The sequence below is a fragment of the Desulfobulbus oligotrophicus genome, assembly GCF_016446285.1.
Taxonomy (GTDB): domain Bacteria; phylum Desulfobacterota; class Desulfobulbia; order Desulfobulbales; family Desulfobulbaceae; genus Desulfobulbus; species Desulfobulbus oligotrophicus.
Genome location: NZ_CP054140.1, coordinates 1,565,472 through 1,580,670, shown reverse-complemented (window position 1 = coordinate 1,580,670; position 15,199 = coordinate 1,565,472). Strand labels below are relative to the sequence as shown.

Below are 15,199 nucleotides of genomic sequence, written 5' to 3'. Positions count from 1 at the left end.
ACCATAGAGGATCTGATGAACCATGAACCTGTTGAGCCGGACGGACTGCTTGATGACGACCCGGCTCTGGATTGCATTCTTTTTGAAGAGATGAGCAAAGAGCAGAGACAGCCGCGCAACAGCAGCGGTTGTCTGGGGGTGGTGATCATCCTGCTGTTGCCTGCTGTTGGTCTCTTTTTTCTGGACCGGTTCATCTGAAACCCTGCTGCCTGACAAGGAGGGTTGTCGGAAGAGATTTTCTCACTGTACAAACCACACACACAACGTACACACCATGATCAATATCGAACTTATTCAAGCAGTTAAAAACCAATTTGAGGTAGACTGGAACGGCCTGCACGGGGTGGGACACTGGGCCAGGGTGTATGATAATGGCCTGCATCTGGCACAGTCCACTGGTGCTAGCACTAATGTGGTACGGCTGTTTGCTGTGTTTCATGACAGCCGCCGTTTTACAGATGGCCGGGACATGGAGCATGGCCCCCGGGGTGCACAGCTGGCCAGGTTATATCGGGGAAAATACTTTGAGTTGCCGGATGACGAATTTGACCTGCTCTATACAGCGTGCAGTCTGCACACCAGGGCCACAACCCATGCCGACAGCACGGTGCAGACCTGTTTTGATGCAGATCGTCTGGATCTCGCGCGGGCCGGAAAAACGCCAGACCCCAAGCTCCTCTGCACCGGGGCGGCAAGAGACCCCAAGACCATCCAGTGGGCCACCCAGCGAAGCCTCACCGGCTTTGTACCGGACAACATTCTCGGCCGACTTTCTAAAACAGGCAGTCTGTAGGGTTTCCGCTGCAAGCGGCACTTTGAGGTAAGCCGGTTGGAATATCAGGCGAAGATGGTCATCTCCGGCCTGCCCCTGTATCTGCCTGATCAGACCGTCTTCTGACAATCCATGCAGTACAGAAGGCCACCAAATCTGGATGTGTTGGTCCAGCAGAACCTGGCCACACTGTAGGTGAGGGGTACACCGCAGGCATGACAGATGCGTTTTTGCCCAGGCTTGTTCAATGCCGGCTCAGCTGAGCATTTACCTGCAGCAGGTACAGTTTTCTGGCAGGCCAGGCAGTACACCTTGCCGCTAAACCTGGATATATTTCCCAGACAGAACCTGACCACCTTATCGGTTATGGCTGTGCCGCAGGCATGACAGGTATGCTGCTTCTCCGGAGAGAGTATGGCGGCACCAGCGGCACGTTTTGTTCCCGGATCTGTTGCCGTGGCCTTTGAGTCGGTGATTTTCTGCCAGGATGGCACGGCTTCACAGACAACGGATACAGGCATTTTTTCGATGGTGGAAAGACCGAACCTTGCAGCCCAGTTAAACTGAATTGGTTTGTGCTGTCCGGCGATATCCCGGGCTACCTCTTCCAGAGTTCCCTGCCCGATGAGCTTCGCCATTATGAGCGGGTTACTCTCATCCAGCGCCTTATCGATGGTTTTGAAAAGCTGATCGTTTTTGACAACACAGGACAATTCATCAATCTTTTTCTTTGGCCTGTCGATTCTGGCACCTTTGGACACCAGGACCAGACTTCTCAGGACAGGCTTAAGAGTAAAACCAAGACGAGTCGGCAACTTGACCACTCCGGAGTCAAAAAACCGCTGCAGGATCAGAATGTGTCTGTTGTTCTGTTCAATGGGCGAAGGAATACCGCAGGACTTGTTCCCGGAAAACGCCAGAAACTCGCCATGCTCATTAATCTCGACGCTATTGGCAAAATGTTTGCTCTCACAGACCCACATTTCAAGCCAGCGGTTTATGAGCAGATGATCTATCTGAGCGGCAAAGCCATTGTGTTCTATACGTAAATCGTTGAGAACCATCCAATTCTTCGAGTGACCCCAATACAGCTTCATCTCATAGGCAGCTTCCTTCTCACCCTTAATACCCGCCTGCATGAGGCGGATCTCTTTCCGGATGTTCTTTCTGGTGGTGGAGTCAGCCTCAGGATGGACAAGAAGCTCGGTAAGAAACGCTATCTGCGACTGTTTATCGTCCGGCTGTTTTATAATCATGACACTAATGAGAAAATAATCTGATAAAGAACAGGCCCGAGGCGTATAAAAAATCTGCATCGTTCCGTTTATCGGCTCTTTAAAAGAATATCACAAAACATGCCTGTCACAAAATTTTCTGATCGGCAGTAACCTGTTTCCCTGCTTTTCGCTGGTTATTCCGCCAAAAATGGTTAAAGTGGGGCTACGATAATTTGGTGTCGTTTACGCACTGCAAAAGGCTGTTCAGCGTCACCGGCAGAAGGCAAACCTATCGACGAAAAGGAGAATGACAATGCACGACAAGAAAGAACTCTGCGACAAGATCACGGCTCTCTACCCTGATATCGGCGCATGTGGTATGAATGTCGATGTGAGCTGGGACGAACAGGAGAAGATGTGGGTGGTTCATCTTGAAAAAGATGTGCACAAGCTGGACCATTACCTGGCGACTACGGATGCCGACTACTGCATGGACGACAAACAGTGCGTATCCCTTGGTCTGGAAATCGCGCAGTTACGAAAAAATATTGAAGGCAAGCAATTTTAACAGAAGGCTGTCACCATAAGGTGATAAGACCTGACACCGCTGCTCTGTGATGTGACGGATACTAAACCATATGAGCAACTCCTTCTGCTTCATCCGTCTTTCATAAACAGAAGCATCGGACTGCAGTGTACTACACCGATCATGACAGAATCAGCGGTGTTGCAGGTGACCATTTAAAAAAAAGAAGCGGCAGAAACATAAACATTCTGCCGCTTCTTTTTTTACAGCGGACGGCCGGGAGGAACAAACCGTATCGAGAGGAAGTTCGCAGACAACAGCTTGCCCGAACAACACCCCCAAAGTCTATCTGACAATCTTAAGAAGATCTCTGAACTCCCCGGCCCGACAGTCCACCACCAGCTCGTATAAGCACATCTCCACACTGGTCATGCCAATACCCCGGGCAGCCATCTTCTCCATGGCCAGCTGTTTATTAAACAGCGTACGAGAAGAAACGCAATCACACACCAGCTCCACATCATAGCCCAACTTTTTCAGGTGCATGACCGTCTGATAGACACAGATGTGAGTTTCAACCCCGCAGACAAGCCAGGTGGACACCTTGGTACGACGGACGGCCTCGACAAATGACGGTTCTTTGCAGGCGTCAAAGGTGTACTTGGTAATCGGTTCTGCCGGGGCAAGCAATTCGGCAAGAGATGCAGTTGTCGACCCAAGCCGTTCCGGATTCTGCTCCAACCACAGCACCGGCAGCTGCAAAAGACGCGCGCCGTTAATAAGATTGGCCGTATTGGCAAGCATCTGCTCGCTTTCATGAACAATCTGCGCCAACCTTCCCTGAATATCGATCACCAGAAGACCGGTATCTTCCCTGCGTATCATTTCCCCTCCTCTTCTTTTCCTGCGTCTCTTCACTGTCTCGCCGCCTTCAGCCCGACAAAAGAAAACAGAACAAACAGTCCTGTTTTCTCTGCAACCTGATGGCGGCTGTCAGCAGGACAGGCTGTTGATGGCCTGTGTGTGAACAGTACTTTCTGCAACCATCCGGTTGCAACAGTGCGGAGTCATCTTCGGCGACTTCAGGAGGCGGTGAACCGCCTCCTGATGCATGGTTTATTGCGTCTTTGAAAAAAAGCTGATGCGAATGGCCCGCAACAAAAAGAGCAACAGTGCCAGAGCGCCCACCGCAAAGATCATGTCCGGAACAATGCGTATCCAGGTGACGGTACGGATAAACTCCCCGGAGGTGATCTCCGGGCTGCGCGCATACCACAACCCCTCTTTGATGGCATGGTAGAACTGATAAAAACCTGAAGGGATCAGACTGAAGACCATCATCCCCGCAAGTCCGCCATTTAATCCCCAGAAACTCCACTTCAGTAAACGATCGGACCAGGATGCCCTGGTCACAATATGACGGACCGAAAAGAGCATCAGCGAGATGGCAAGCATGCCGTAGACACCGAACAGTGCTCCATGGGAATGGATGGGTGTGGTGTTGATACCCTGGGCATAGTACAGGACAATGGGTGGGTTGATCAAGAAGCCGAACACACCGGCACCCACCAGGTTCCAGAAAGCAACAGCCACAAAAAAGTAGATGGGCCACCGATAGGCATAGGCCTTGCCACCGGCGTCCACAACCCGCAGGTTGTGCGCAGCCTCAAACCCTAACAGGGAAAGCGGAACAACTTCCATGGCGGAAAAAACAGCGCCAAGGGCAATAATAGCAGTCGGGGTCCCGCTCCAGTAGAGGTGATGGAAGGTACCGATGATTCCACCGCCCAGGTACAGAAAAACAATGAAGTACACACTGGTCAGGGCAAACTTTCTGCTGACGGCACCAATGCGGGACAGCAAAAACGCCATCACCACCGTGGCAAACACCTCGAAAAAGCCCTCCACCCACAGGTGCACCACCCACCAGCGCCAGTACTCGGCATCGGAAAGATGACTTCCCTTGCCGTACAGAAGACCTGCCATGTAAAAAAGCGGGATGGCAATGGAGCTGTACAACAGCATGTGGGTCAGCCCGCCGGCATCTTTTTCATCCTGCATGGCCGGTCGGATGGCACGCCAGACCAGAATGAGCCAGATGATCATCCCGGCGATGAGGAGCAGCTGCCAGGCACGCCCCAGTTCGATGAACTCATAGCCCTGATGACCGAACATGAACCCGTCGCCGTCAAAAAAACCAGCCACTGAAAGATAGGTGCCGACCAGAGTACCGACCACCACCACCACCAGGGCCCCGAAAAGGGTGTTGACCCAAAAGGTCTGTCCCTTTGGCTCTTTGCCGACAAACGGTCCGATGAACAGGCCGGCGGCCAGAAAGCAGGTGGCAATAAAGAAGATGGATAACTGAATGTGCCAGGTACGCACTGCGGCATAGGGAAGAAAAGAGGCCAGTGGAATACCGAAGAACGAGTTGCCCTCCACCGTAAAGTGCGCTGTGGTTGCCCCCAGCCCCAGCTGCAGCGTGAATAAAACAATGGCAGTGAGGAAGTACACCAGTGTTGCTTTCTGACTGCTGGTTGGTTGGGGTTCCGGAAAATCGAGCTGCAGTGTAGCTGGATACTCATCCTGGCCGATGTAGCGCTGATAGGCAAACAGTGCCCCGGCTATGGCAAAGATAAGCAGGATCACACTGACAATGGACCAGATGAGAAAGTCCGGCAATGGTTCATTGCCAACCAGCGGATCATAGGGCCAGTTGGTTGTATAGGTATGATCGGCATCAAGCCGCTGTGTACCTGCGGACCAGGAGAGCCAGGCAAAGAACACGGTTATCAGGCGTCCCTCTTCAGCACTGCGCACAATGCCCGGTTGCAGGGCCATGCGATCGTGACCGTTCTTGAAGAGTTCGGTGTAATAATCGGTCAGTGCTGCAAAGGACTCGGCCTGAAAATCAGTGAAGGTCAGGACACCGGTACGCGGATTGTACCGATTCTTCTTCATCTCCTGGGTGACCTGTACCTGTAACTGCGCCTGTTCAGCAGGGTTGAGCTGTTTGAAGTCGCTGTCTGTGAAGCCGGCCGCCTGTTCCGCGTCCAGACCGAAATGTCTGGCTGCCAGAAAAAGTCCCATCCGGTGCAGAAAATCGGCTGACCAGTCAGGTGCCAGGTAGGCTCCGTGTCCCCAGATAGTACCGATATGCTGACCGCCTCTGCTGTAAAAATAGTTTTGGCCATCGATCACATCCGCACCGGTGAAGAGAACCTTCCCCGAGACATCCGTGACCTGGTCAGGGATGGGCGGTTTTTCTTTGTAAATGATGTAACCGCCGAAAATTAAAACACCGAAAGCCAGCACAAGACAAAAGAAAAAAACTGCTCGAACCTTTGGATTTGTCATTGCTTGTCCTCCTTTAGCTGTATGCAGCAACTACCACAGTGTTAAACCTTTCCTCACACATTCGGTGTGTACTTTGTTTTGTCGGGAAAAAAAAGAGAGAACAGTAGTTTCCTTATTTTTTAACAGGCAGTCAGCCTCACCAACAGAAAAGATGCGCGTGCCGGCAACACACCCGCAGCACTCTGGAAACACCGGTACGCGCTGCGGCACCCTGCCGGACAGGACATCACTTTCCAGGTTCCACTGCCCGGCGCAGCAGCACATGTTCCAGCAGAAGAACGGTCAGGGTACCCACCACAAAACCGTTACCGGCCAGGGGAGTCAGCAGCGCAGGAAAAGACGCCACCGCCTCCGGCGGCAGGTACGATACAATCACACTCACCATGACCGGAAGACTGATAACCAGTGCGTCCTGAAACGTAAAACCAGAGGTACCAAAGGCCACCATCAGACCGGCTGCCAGCTGCATGCTCATGATGTGCAGTAAGATAGTTCCCACCACCACGGCCGGCACATTCCAGACAAAGGCCACCACCGGCGGCATAAAGGCAACCAGTAACAGAATCAGGCCTGCAGGCAGAAAACTGATCCGGGAGGCATTGCCGTTGGAGGCAATGATACCTGTGGTCAGGGAAAAGTTCACCAGACCGATCACCCCCAGAAAACCGGCCGCCACATTGGTTATACCGGTCAGCACCATGCCCCTGGTCAGGCGTCGCTCCATTTCCGGCGGATTGAGCAGCTTGCCGATGGATTCAATGGAGCCCACATCGTTAATGGCCAGGGCAACAAAACAGATCAAAAAGGAGAGAATAAGGCCGGGATTCAAACTCAGACTGGTTGTGCACTGGCTGAACATCGGTGCAAAAAGCGGTAAACTGCTCTGATACGTTGCCGTGGTGCCGGGAAGCAGCCAGGCGCAGCCCAGACTGCCGCCGATGAGTGCCCAGACAAGCAGGGTTGAACGCCAGACTCCTTTAAGCAGGCGATCGCCGGCAATCATGGTCAGCAGCAGGATAAGGGCAAAGAGCAGATTGGCTGGTACCCTGTCCGGACCTGGTGCAGTCAACACCAGTTTGAGGATAGTGGGGGTGATGGTCAGGGCGATTAAGATAAGGATGGTGGCCACAACCCTGGTTGTAAAGAGTCGGGCCACATAACGAAAAAGACCGGAGGCGCAGAGTATGCTCAGGCACAGACCGCCGATCATGATACTGGAGTAAATCGCAGCGATATCCTGCTGCATGCTGGAGATAATCCCCACCAGCAGGATAACCGCCGGCCCGACCACCAGCGGCAAACGGTGCCCCAGAAAAATTTGGCCGATCAGGGCCACGGCAATTAAAAAGAGGAGTTTCTGCATGTAGAGAAACTGGGCAGCCGGGTCGGTATAGTGCAGGGCTGCCACCACCTTCCCCATAATGATGGCGGCTACCCCCATGACAGCCAGCCACTGCACACCAAAAAGAAACAGGGCGACGGGAGGCGGTTGATCGTCAATATTGTATCGAATGTCAGGAAGGCTCATAATGCCGGATCACCCGTGTCAGGAAAAACTGAGTACAGAGAGGACAGATCATGTCTGCTGAGGCCCGATGGCGAGCCGGCCGACGACCTGCACAAAAAATGTTCTACCGGATCGTTGAGCTTTCCGGAAATATCGAATGGCTGATCAACAGCAAAAGAGAAAATAATAATTCTTAATAATATCATCAGGTAACAAGTTTAGAATGACACCTTACCCAATACCAGGGGGAACAACAAGCACCAAAATAATCGATCGCTGGTTTTCCTTTTGAACCTGGATCACCGTGCCGTATCCGGTACCCAGCACACATCCGGCAAAAAAAGCATTGATCACGACAGTATAAAAAAGATAAAAAAGAAAACCTCCGGCTCTCCACGCCAATTGTACCTTGCCTTGAACCCGTATTTATGGTCCTCTTTTTCCAGGCACCGGCAGGTCTAAAAAATGACACACCAGCAGTGGCCCCGCTGCCGGACCTGCTCCAACCGTACAGTCAACCAGGTCGAAACAGCGTAATTTCGATACAGTGCTTAAACCGGTGCGGCTGCAGTCCGCATCTCCCCTTTCGCCCCACATTATCAGGAGGATGACATGACGCTGATCACCCCGCCCTTTTATCCGATCATCTATGTCCGTGGGTACGCCATGACCAAAAATGAAATCGAGGCCACGGTGTCGACCCCCTATATGGGGTTCAACCTGGGAGCCACCAAAACCCGTCAGGACTGGACCGGCAAGGTGGCCCGGCATATCTTTGAGTCACCACTGGTCCGGCTCATGAAAGATTACGGCTATCTTGACGTCTACCAGGACGGTCAGGAGCGTACGGATACAATCTCGCCGCGCAGCATCATCATTTACCGCTATTATGAACAGGCTGATACGGATCTCGGCAGTGGCAAGGTCCCGTCGATCGTCGAGGCGGCGGCCGGGCTGGGTGAGTTGATTGTAAAGATCAGAGACCAGGTCTGCGGGGATGATGAGGAGGCGCAACAGGCCTTTAAGGTGTATCTGGTGGCCCACTCCATGGGTGGCCTGGTCTGCCGTTGTTTCCTCCAGAACCCGAAGGTGTCGGAACCAGCCGTCAAAAAACTGGTGGACAAGGTGTTTACCTATGCCACTCCCCACAACGGTATTGAGATAGCCGGGATCAACGTGCCCGATTTTCTCGGTCTGTTTGACATGAACAACTTCAGCCGCGACAAGATGGCCGAATACCTGGCCCTTCCCGGCAAGCCGAAACGGGTTGACGATCTCAACAACACCTTTGATCCGGAGCGTTTTTTCTGTCTGGTGGGGACAAACTACAAGGATTATGGTGCAGCTGCCGGTCTTTCCCGAGTCATGGCCGGTGAGATGAGTGACGGCCTGGTCAAGATCGAAAACGCCGCAGTGCAAAATACCCGCCGCGCCTTTGTGCATCGCAGTCATAGCGGTCCCTTCGGCATTGTCAACTCTGAGGAGGGGTATCAGAATCTGACCCGTTTTCTGTTTGGCAACGTGCTGGTGGACGGTGTTCTGGAGGTGGACAACCTGCCTCTGCCGCCAACCGTGCAAAAGGCCTATGATGAAAAAAAGAAGGTCCGTGTCTCCTACTTTTTCGAGGCCACAGTCTCTCCCCGCGGTGCTGACTACAAACTCACCGAACGCCGCAAAGAGACCTATTCGGCAATCTTTCGCTCCTATGACGAGATTCTTCGGGTCGACAGGGTCGATGGCCTCACTACACCACGTATGCCGGTGCTGTTCTCGGTCTTTCTCGATACAGCCAAGATCACCATCGGGCGGACCCTGGTCTTTGGCGTGGAGCTCTGCGTCTCCAGTACAGAGTATGAGATTGACGGTTTTCTGTTTTTAGACCGGAAAATTCCGGGTGAATACCTGTTCCGCGACACCATTGTTATCCGTGCCACCCCTGATAAAGGCAGCTGGAACGTACGCTACAACATGACCGATGACGCCTGGAGTGATTCCCGTGGGCGGGATGCGCAAGACGATGGCAATGCATTCATCATCCCCCTGCAATCTGCCAAGGGATTCAAGGGCAAGCTGCGATTGACCGCAGGAAGATGGCGGTAGCAAGACAGTACCGCAGGCCGGGTTACCCAGCAGCCGCAGCACGTCCTGCCAGCCAGCCGGTGGAAAAGGCGGCCTGAAGGTTGTAGCCACCGGTGTCGGCCTGGAGATCGAGAATCTCACCGGCAAAGAAGAGACCCCGTACCAGCCGGGAGCCCATGGTACGGGGATCCACCTCACGGGTATCGACTCCGCCGGCAGTGACAATGGCCTCGGCCATCGGTCGATGCCCGACAATACGAAGCCGCCAGTTCTTCAGCCAGTGACGGAGTTGTTTACGCTCCACACTGCGAACAGTGCCGGCCAGTCGATCAGGGGCCAACCCGTTGAGCTCCAGGGCAATCGGCACCAGCTCCTGCGGGAGCAGGCCGCGCAACACGCTGTCAAGCGGCTCCCGGTGCCGTTGTTCAAAATCACGAATCAGTCGCGCATCAAGTTTTTTCTCATCAAGGCCGGGTTTAAGATCCAGCACCAGATGTACCTCCAGTCTTTGTCTCAGAGCATCCACCGCCCGACCGCTTAAGGTGAGAATGACCGGACCGCTGAGACCGAACTGCATAAAGGTCAATTCGCCAAAGGCTTCAGCCTGTTTTCTGCCGCTGATGTACAGCTGCACCCGGGTGTTGCGCAGTTGCAAACCAGCCGCCCGGCCGGCCCACTCACCCTCGGTGATCAGCGGCACCAGGGCGGGACGGACAGGAACAAGACGATGCCCGGCCTGCTCGGCCAGCCGGTAGCCGTCGCCGGTGGAACCGGTGAGCGGATAGGAGGCGCCGCCGGTGGCAAGGATCAGGGTGGAACAGGGAAGAACCGTACCGTTGCAGACAACACCGGTGACGGCCTGATCGGTGATCAGCAAACGCTCAACCGGTGCACCGGTGCGCACAGCAGCACCACAGCGCTCAAGCCAGCGAAGCAGTGCTGTTACCACCTCCGGTGCGCCACCGGATGCGGGAAAAACACGCCCGCCCCGTTCGGTGACCGTGGCCACTCCAAGTTCCTGTAAAAATTCGAGCAGATCACTGGTAAAGTACCGGTGAAAGGCCTGGCGAAGAAAAGAACCGGTGGGCCCGAAATGGTCGATGAACTCCGTTATAGGTGCAACATTGGTGAGATTGCACCGCCCCTTGCCGGTAATCGCCAGCTTGCGGCCCGGGCGAGACATCTTTTCAAGCACCAGCACATCCGCCCCGGCCAGGGCCGCCTGCCCTGCCGCCAGCAGACCGGCCGCACCGCCACCGACCACAAGACAGTGTACCGGTGAGTCAATGGGTTTGCTGTCTCTGTACCTGTCTGTTGAGGAAGATTCTTTTTGCATGGAGATGTCCTACACCATACCCTCTAAAAAAACAGCATAATCTCACATCTGCCTGACAACGAAAAAGATGTGTACCTGCTTGACAGAACCGCTTCCTTTTTCTATCCATACGAACAGTACCCATGTACGCCTATGAACTGCCTTGGCCTGTCGACAGGGGGAGATATGGATGCAACACTGCCAGGAATACTACTCACCGGTGCATCCGGATTTGTCGGACGCAACTTTATCAAGGCGGCCGGCGGCAGCTTCCGGCTGTTCTGTGTGGCCCGCCGCTCCATGGAAGAGGCCGGTGTCCAGCCGGAGGCCAACCTGCGCTGGATTCAGGTTGACATCGCCGACCGGGACAAACTGCTTGCCAACAGTCAACGACTGCGAGACCATGGTGGTATCGACTATGTGGTGAACCTGGCCGGTTACTACGACTTCACCAACCAGGAGCATCCTGAATATGTGCGAACCAACGTGTGGGGCACCAGGAACATGCTCGATCTGGCTAAAGAGCTGCACGTTAAACGCTTTATCTTTGCCAGCTCCCAGGCGGCCTGCCGGTTTGGAGTGACTGTGGATGAACAGACAGCGCCCGACGCCCCGATTCCGTATGCCCGCAGTAAACGGAAGGGTGAGGAACTGATCCATGAGTATGCCCAATGGGTGCCCGGCGCCATCGTCAGAATTGCTGCGGTGTTCAGCGACTGGTGTGAGTATCCGCCACTGTACACGATGCTCAACAACTGGTGCTCCGGAAAAGTACTCGAATCCCATATCCTTGCCGGTCGTGGCCGTTCAGCCATTCCCTATATCCACGTGCATGATCTGGTGCAGCTGTTTTTGCGGATCTTAGACAAAAGCAACGAGCTGGAGAAGATCTGCGTGTTCAACGGCGGCCCGGACGGGGCTGTCTCACATCTGGAACTCTTCAATGTTGCCACCCAGTTTTATTACAATGCCCCACGCAAACCGTTCTTTACCCCTCGATGGCTTCTCAAACCCATGGTCCTTGCCCGATATGTGCTCTGTCACCTCCAGGGCAAAGAACCCTTTGAACGGCTCTGGATGCTTGACTACATTGATCAGCAGCTGGTGGCGGACAGCGCCCGTACCCGCGATCACCTGGACTGGAAGGTAACACCGCGTAAAACCATCATCAGAAGGCTGGTCTTTCTCGTTGAAAACATGAAAAAGAACCCGGAACTCTGGCGAAGCTGGAACGAGGCCATGCTGGTTAAAACCGCGTATCGTCCCCAGCTGCTTCTCCACGACCGGCTCTGTGAAGCCCTGACCAATGCCCGTGATGACATGGTAGATGCCATTACAACACAGCTCACAACCCGGTCGGCAACCGCCCCGGCAATGGCTGCTCGCGATACCGGACCGGACCGGGAGACAGCCGGCGCTGCCACTGACCTGCAGGCTGTGAGCAGCACCGTGGCACGTTCCCATGCGAAGCTGCTCTACCAGTTGATTGTCACGGTTCTTCGCACCCGTAACCGGCCGATGATGCAACAGTATGCCCACACCATCAGCTTTCTGCCCCTGTCCTCGGGGTTTACGAACAAACTCATCTCTCACAGCCTGTTTGTCATGGGTGAGCACCTGATCGAACAGTTCCGCTCACACTTCGAATTCAAAAAACAGCCAGTCAAAGCTGACGACTATATCACCATGACCATTCATATGGCCATCGACCAGATTGAAGATCAGATCGAATTGGCACGACGCCAATCGCCTCTGTTGCGTGAAGAGTTGAGGAAAACGCCGCCACCGGCCGACAACCGTCGTTTAGAGGCGGTGATCGTGCAACTTGAGGAGTTGTGCAACGACGCGATGGCGGCTCACTCCTGGACTAGTCCCATGATCAGGGAGTAGAACAGGACCAGGTGCGGAAATACCTTGTTTTCCGTACCCGCCCGACCGGTAATACACTTGAGATCCTCTGTGAACATACGACAGATCACCTTGTCCACAGAGTCAGCCTGACGGGAAAGGCAGAGATAACTGCCTCAAGCGCAGAGAACGCGCCTCTTTTTCAGTGCACAGGTTCGCCACGGTGACACCGAGCAGTCTGATTTGACGATAGCCGGCCGCAGTGGCGGCAAGGAGACGGGGCAGTTGTCGGAGCATGTCATCGGCATCAAAAAATCCATCAGCAGTGGTGCAGGAACGTGTGATGGTCGTAAAGTCGCTGTACCTGATTTTAAGCGTCAGCGTACGGCCACCGGTCTGATGGGCGGCCAGACTGTGGGCAACACGCTGCACCTGCTCAAACAGTATCGTTGTGACCTTGGACAGATCGAGCACATCAGCGGGCAGGGTGACTTCCGCACCAATGGACTTACGAATGCGGATCGGTGAGACCGGCCGGGTGTCGATGCCCCGGGCCATGTCGTAAAAAAAACCGCCGACCTTGCCGAACAGCGCCGTCAACTCCTCACGGGAAAAACGAAGCAGATCCGCACCGGTATGAATACCGTGGCTGTGCATCCGGCCTTCCGTAACACGGCCGACGCCATAGAACTTACCGATCGGCAGGACAGCCAGAAACCCCTGTGCCTGCGCTGGAGCAATAACGGTCAGCCCGTCCGGTTTCTGGTAGCCGGAGGCGATTTTGGCTAAAAACTTATTGTACGAGACACCTGCCGAGGCGGTCAGACCGGTGGCTGTCTGAATTTCACGGCGAATCCTTGCAGCCATCCGGGTGGCTGACGGCTCACCAAGCGGGTTGGCAGTCACGTCGAGAAAGGCCTCATCCACAGACAGAGGCTCGACCAGATCTGTATACTGGTGAAACAGCGTCATGATCTGTCGTGACATTTCCTTATACCGAGTCATGCGAGGCTTGACGAAAACAGCCTGGGGGCAGAGCCGATGAGCCCGGCCGCTTGGCATGGCTGAACGGATACCAAAGCGACGGGCCTCATAGGAACAGGCCGCCACCACGCCACGGCTCTCCGGCCTGCCGCCGACAATGACCGGTCTCCCGCGTAACTCGGGCCGATCCAGCTGCTCGACCGAAGCAAAAAAAGCATCCATATCAATATGAATAATTTTTCGGAGAAGTGGCATAACAGGTATCTGGAGGTTACAGTGGTATCGTCATTGACGCTCGGTACGCGCACGGCTATGATTCAGGGCAAACCAGTACCGGGCAACGACACCGATACCATACAACACTTCAACAAACAGGGAAATAATGACCATGCAGATCTATCAAGATCGTCTGGAATATCTTCAAGCCCAGCCGACCACCTGGCTGGTGACCGGGGTTGCCGGTTTTATCGGCTCCAACCTTCTCGAAACCTTGCTGCATCTCGGACAACGTGTTGTTGGTCTCGACAACTTTGCCACAGGATACCAGTTCAACCTCACCGAAGTTGAGGAACGGGTCACACCGGAAGCCTGGCAACAGTTCCGCTTTATTGAAGGTGATATCCGGGACCTGTCCACCTGCCGTGAGGCCTGCACCGGCGTTGACTATGTCCTCCACCAGGCGGCACTTGGTTCGGTTCCCCGCTCCATTGAAGATCCCATCACCACCAACGAGTGCAATATCACCGGCTTTCTCAACATGCTGGTGGCTGCCCGGGATGCCCGGGTACGGCGCATGGTGTATGCCGCCTCCAGCTCGACCTATGGCGACTTTCCGGGCCTGCCCAAAGTGGAAGAGCAGATTGGCAATCCACTCTCACCCTATGCAGTGACCAAACTGGTCAATGAACTGTATGCCGATGTCTTTGATCGTGCTTATGGATTTGCAACCATCGGTCTGCGGTATTTCAACATCTTCGGCCAACGGCAGGATCCGGACGGCGCCTATGCCGCGGTCATCCCCAAGTGGTTTGCCGGGCTGCTGCAAAACGAGACGGTTTTTATCAACGGTGACGGGGAGACCAGCCGTGACTTCTGTTTCATCGACAACTGTGTACAGGCGAACATCCTCGCCGCCACCGCCGGTGAAGAGGTGGCGGGCCAGGTGTACAACGTTGCCTTTGGTGAACGCACCACACTCAACGAACTCTTCCTCCTGATCAGAGAGCGTGTGGCGAACCGGGCACCGTCCGTTGCAACGGCCGAGCCGGTCTATCGTGATTTCCGGGCCGGAGATGTCCGTCATTCCCTGGCTGATATCGGCAAGGCGCGGCGACTGCTCGGCTACACCCCTGAATTTTCAATCCAATCAGGACTGGATAAGGCGGCGGACTGGTACATGGACAAACTTTTAGGTCCGTAATTGACCTCTGTAAAACAACCCTGCAATAAACAACCGGCCCGGGACAAACCCGGCAAAAGTCTTTTTTTATATGATGGGGGAGCCTGACCCGACCCTTTGTTGGGCCCAGCGTGTCGCCACGTGTCACTATCCTCATCTGTTCGGCAGCTGTTGCCGTCATAAAATGACGATTAT

At 54.4% G+C, this 15,199-nt stretch carries 13 protein-coding genes; 7 read left to right on the top strand and 6 right to left on the bottom strand.

The window, feature by feature from the left end; genetic code table 11:
• Positions 1-15: 15 nt before the first annotated feature.
• Positions 16-198, top strand: a complete 183-nt coding sequence (locus HP555_RS07080) for a hypothetical protein (RefSeq protein WP_199260966.1) — start codon at positions 16-18, stop codon at positions 196-198.
• 76 nt (positions 199-274) lie between these two features.
• Positions 275-793 (top strand): HD domain-containing protein, encoded by a 519-nt coding sequence (locus tag HP555_RS07075; protein ID WP_199260964.1) that lies wholly within the window; start codon positions 275-277, stop codon positions 791-793.
• Positions 794-882: 89 nt separating this feature from the next.
• Here HP555_RS07075 and HP555_RS07070 read toward each other — a convergent pair whose 3' ends face one another.
• The gene (locus HP555_RS07070) at positions 883-2,028 is read right to left on the bottom strand and encodes a nuclease-related domain-containing protein (protein WP_199260962.1); all 1,146 of its coding nucleotides are present in this window, start codon (positions 2,026-2,028) and stop codon (positions 883-885) included.
• 274 nt (positions 2,029-2,302) lie between these two features.
• On the opposite strand from HP555_RS07070, the gene HP555_RS07065 reads away from it, so the two are divergent.
• On the top strand, positions 2,303-2,557 hold the full coding sequence (locus tag HP555_RS07065; RefSeq protein WP_199260960.1) for a hypothetical protein: 255 nt from the start codon (positions 2,303-2,305) through the stop codon (positions 2,555-2,557).
• Between the two features lie 303 nt (positions 2,558-2,860).
• Here the strand turns inward: HP555_RS07065 and HP555_RS07060 are convergent, their stop codons facing one another.
• From HP555_RS07060 to HP555_RS07050, 3 genes are all read right to left on the bottom strand, one after another.
• Positions 2,861-3,400, bottom strand: coding sequence for a hydrolase (locus tag HP555_RS07060; RefSeq protein WP_199260958.1), 540 nt, complete (start codon positions 3,398-3,400; stop codon positions 2,861-2,863).
• Between the two features lie 231 nt (positions 3,401-3,631).
• Positions 3,632-5,872, bottom strand: a complete 2,241-nt coding sequence (locus tag HP555_RS07055) for a nitric-oxide reductase large subunit (protein ID WP_199260956.1) — start codon at positions 5,870-5,872, stop codon at positions 3,632-3,634.
• A gap of 226 nt (positions 5,873-6,098) precedes the next feature.
• Positions 6,099-7,400 carry a uracil-xanthine permease family protein gene (locus tag HP555_RS07050; protein WP_199260954.1) on the bottom strand — a complete coding sequence of 434 codons (1,302 nt, stop codon included), beginning with the start codon at positions 7,398-7,400 and terminating at the stop codon, positions 6,099-6,101.
• Positions 7,401-7,450: 50 nt separating this feature from the next.
• Here HP555_RS07050 and HP555_RS14210 point away from each other — a divergent pair, with 50 nt between their 5' ends.
• Together HP555_RS14210 and HP555_RS07045 are read left to right on the top strand one after the other, a co-directional pair.
• Entirely contained in the window at positions 7,451-7,576 is a 126-nt protein-coding gene (locus tag HP555_RS14210) for a hypothetical protein (protein WP_269846834.1), read from the top strand.
• Between the two features lie 415 nt (positions 7,577-7,991).
• Positions 7,992-9,479: an esterase/lipase family protein gene (locus HP555_RS07045; protein WP_199260952.1), complete on the top strand. Its 1,488-nt coding sequence runs from the start codon at positions 7,992-7,994 to the stop codon at positions 9,477-9,479.
• Between the two features lie 22 nt (positions 9,480-9,501).
• Here HP555_RS07045 and HP555_RS07040 read toward each other — a convergent pair whose 3' ends face one another.
• Positions 9,502-10,794 (bottom strand): BaiN/RdsA family NAD(P)/FAD-dependent oxidoreductase, encoded by a 1,293-nt coding sequence (locus HP555_RS07040; RefSeq protein WP_199260950.1) that lies wholly within the window; start codon positions 10,792-10,794, stop codon positions 9,502-9,504.
• Positions 10,795-10,959: 165 nt separating this feature from the next.
• On the opposite strand from HP555_RS07040, the gene HP555_RS07035 reads away from it, so the two are divergent.
• A complete protein-coding gene (locus tag HP555_RS07035; RefSeq protein ID WP_199260948.1) occupies positions 10,960-12,663 on the top strand; it encodes an NAD-dependent epimerase/dehydratase family protein in 1,704 nt (567 codons plus the stop codon).
• Between the two features lie 102 nt (positions 12,664-12,765).
• Here HP555_RS07035 and dinB read toward each other — a convergent pair whose 3' ends face one another.
• A complete protein-coding gene (gene dinB, locus HP555_RS07030) occupies positions 12,766-13,860 on the bottom strand; it encodes a DNA polymerase IV (RefSeq protein WP_199260946.1) in 1,095 nt (364 codons plus the stop codon).
• Between the two features lie 133 nt (positions 13,861-13,993).
• Here dinB and HP555_RS07025 point away from each other — a divergent pair, with 133 nt between their 5' ends.
• Complete coding sequence (locus HP555_RS07025; protein WP_199260938.1) at positions 13,994-15,025, top strand: SDR family oxidoreductase; 1,032 nt, start codon at positions 13,994-13,996, stop codon at positions 15,023-15,025.
• Positions 15,026-15,199 lie beyond the last annotated feature (174 nt).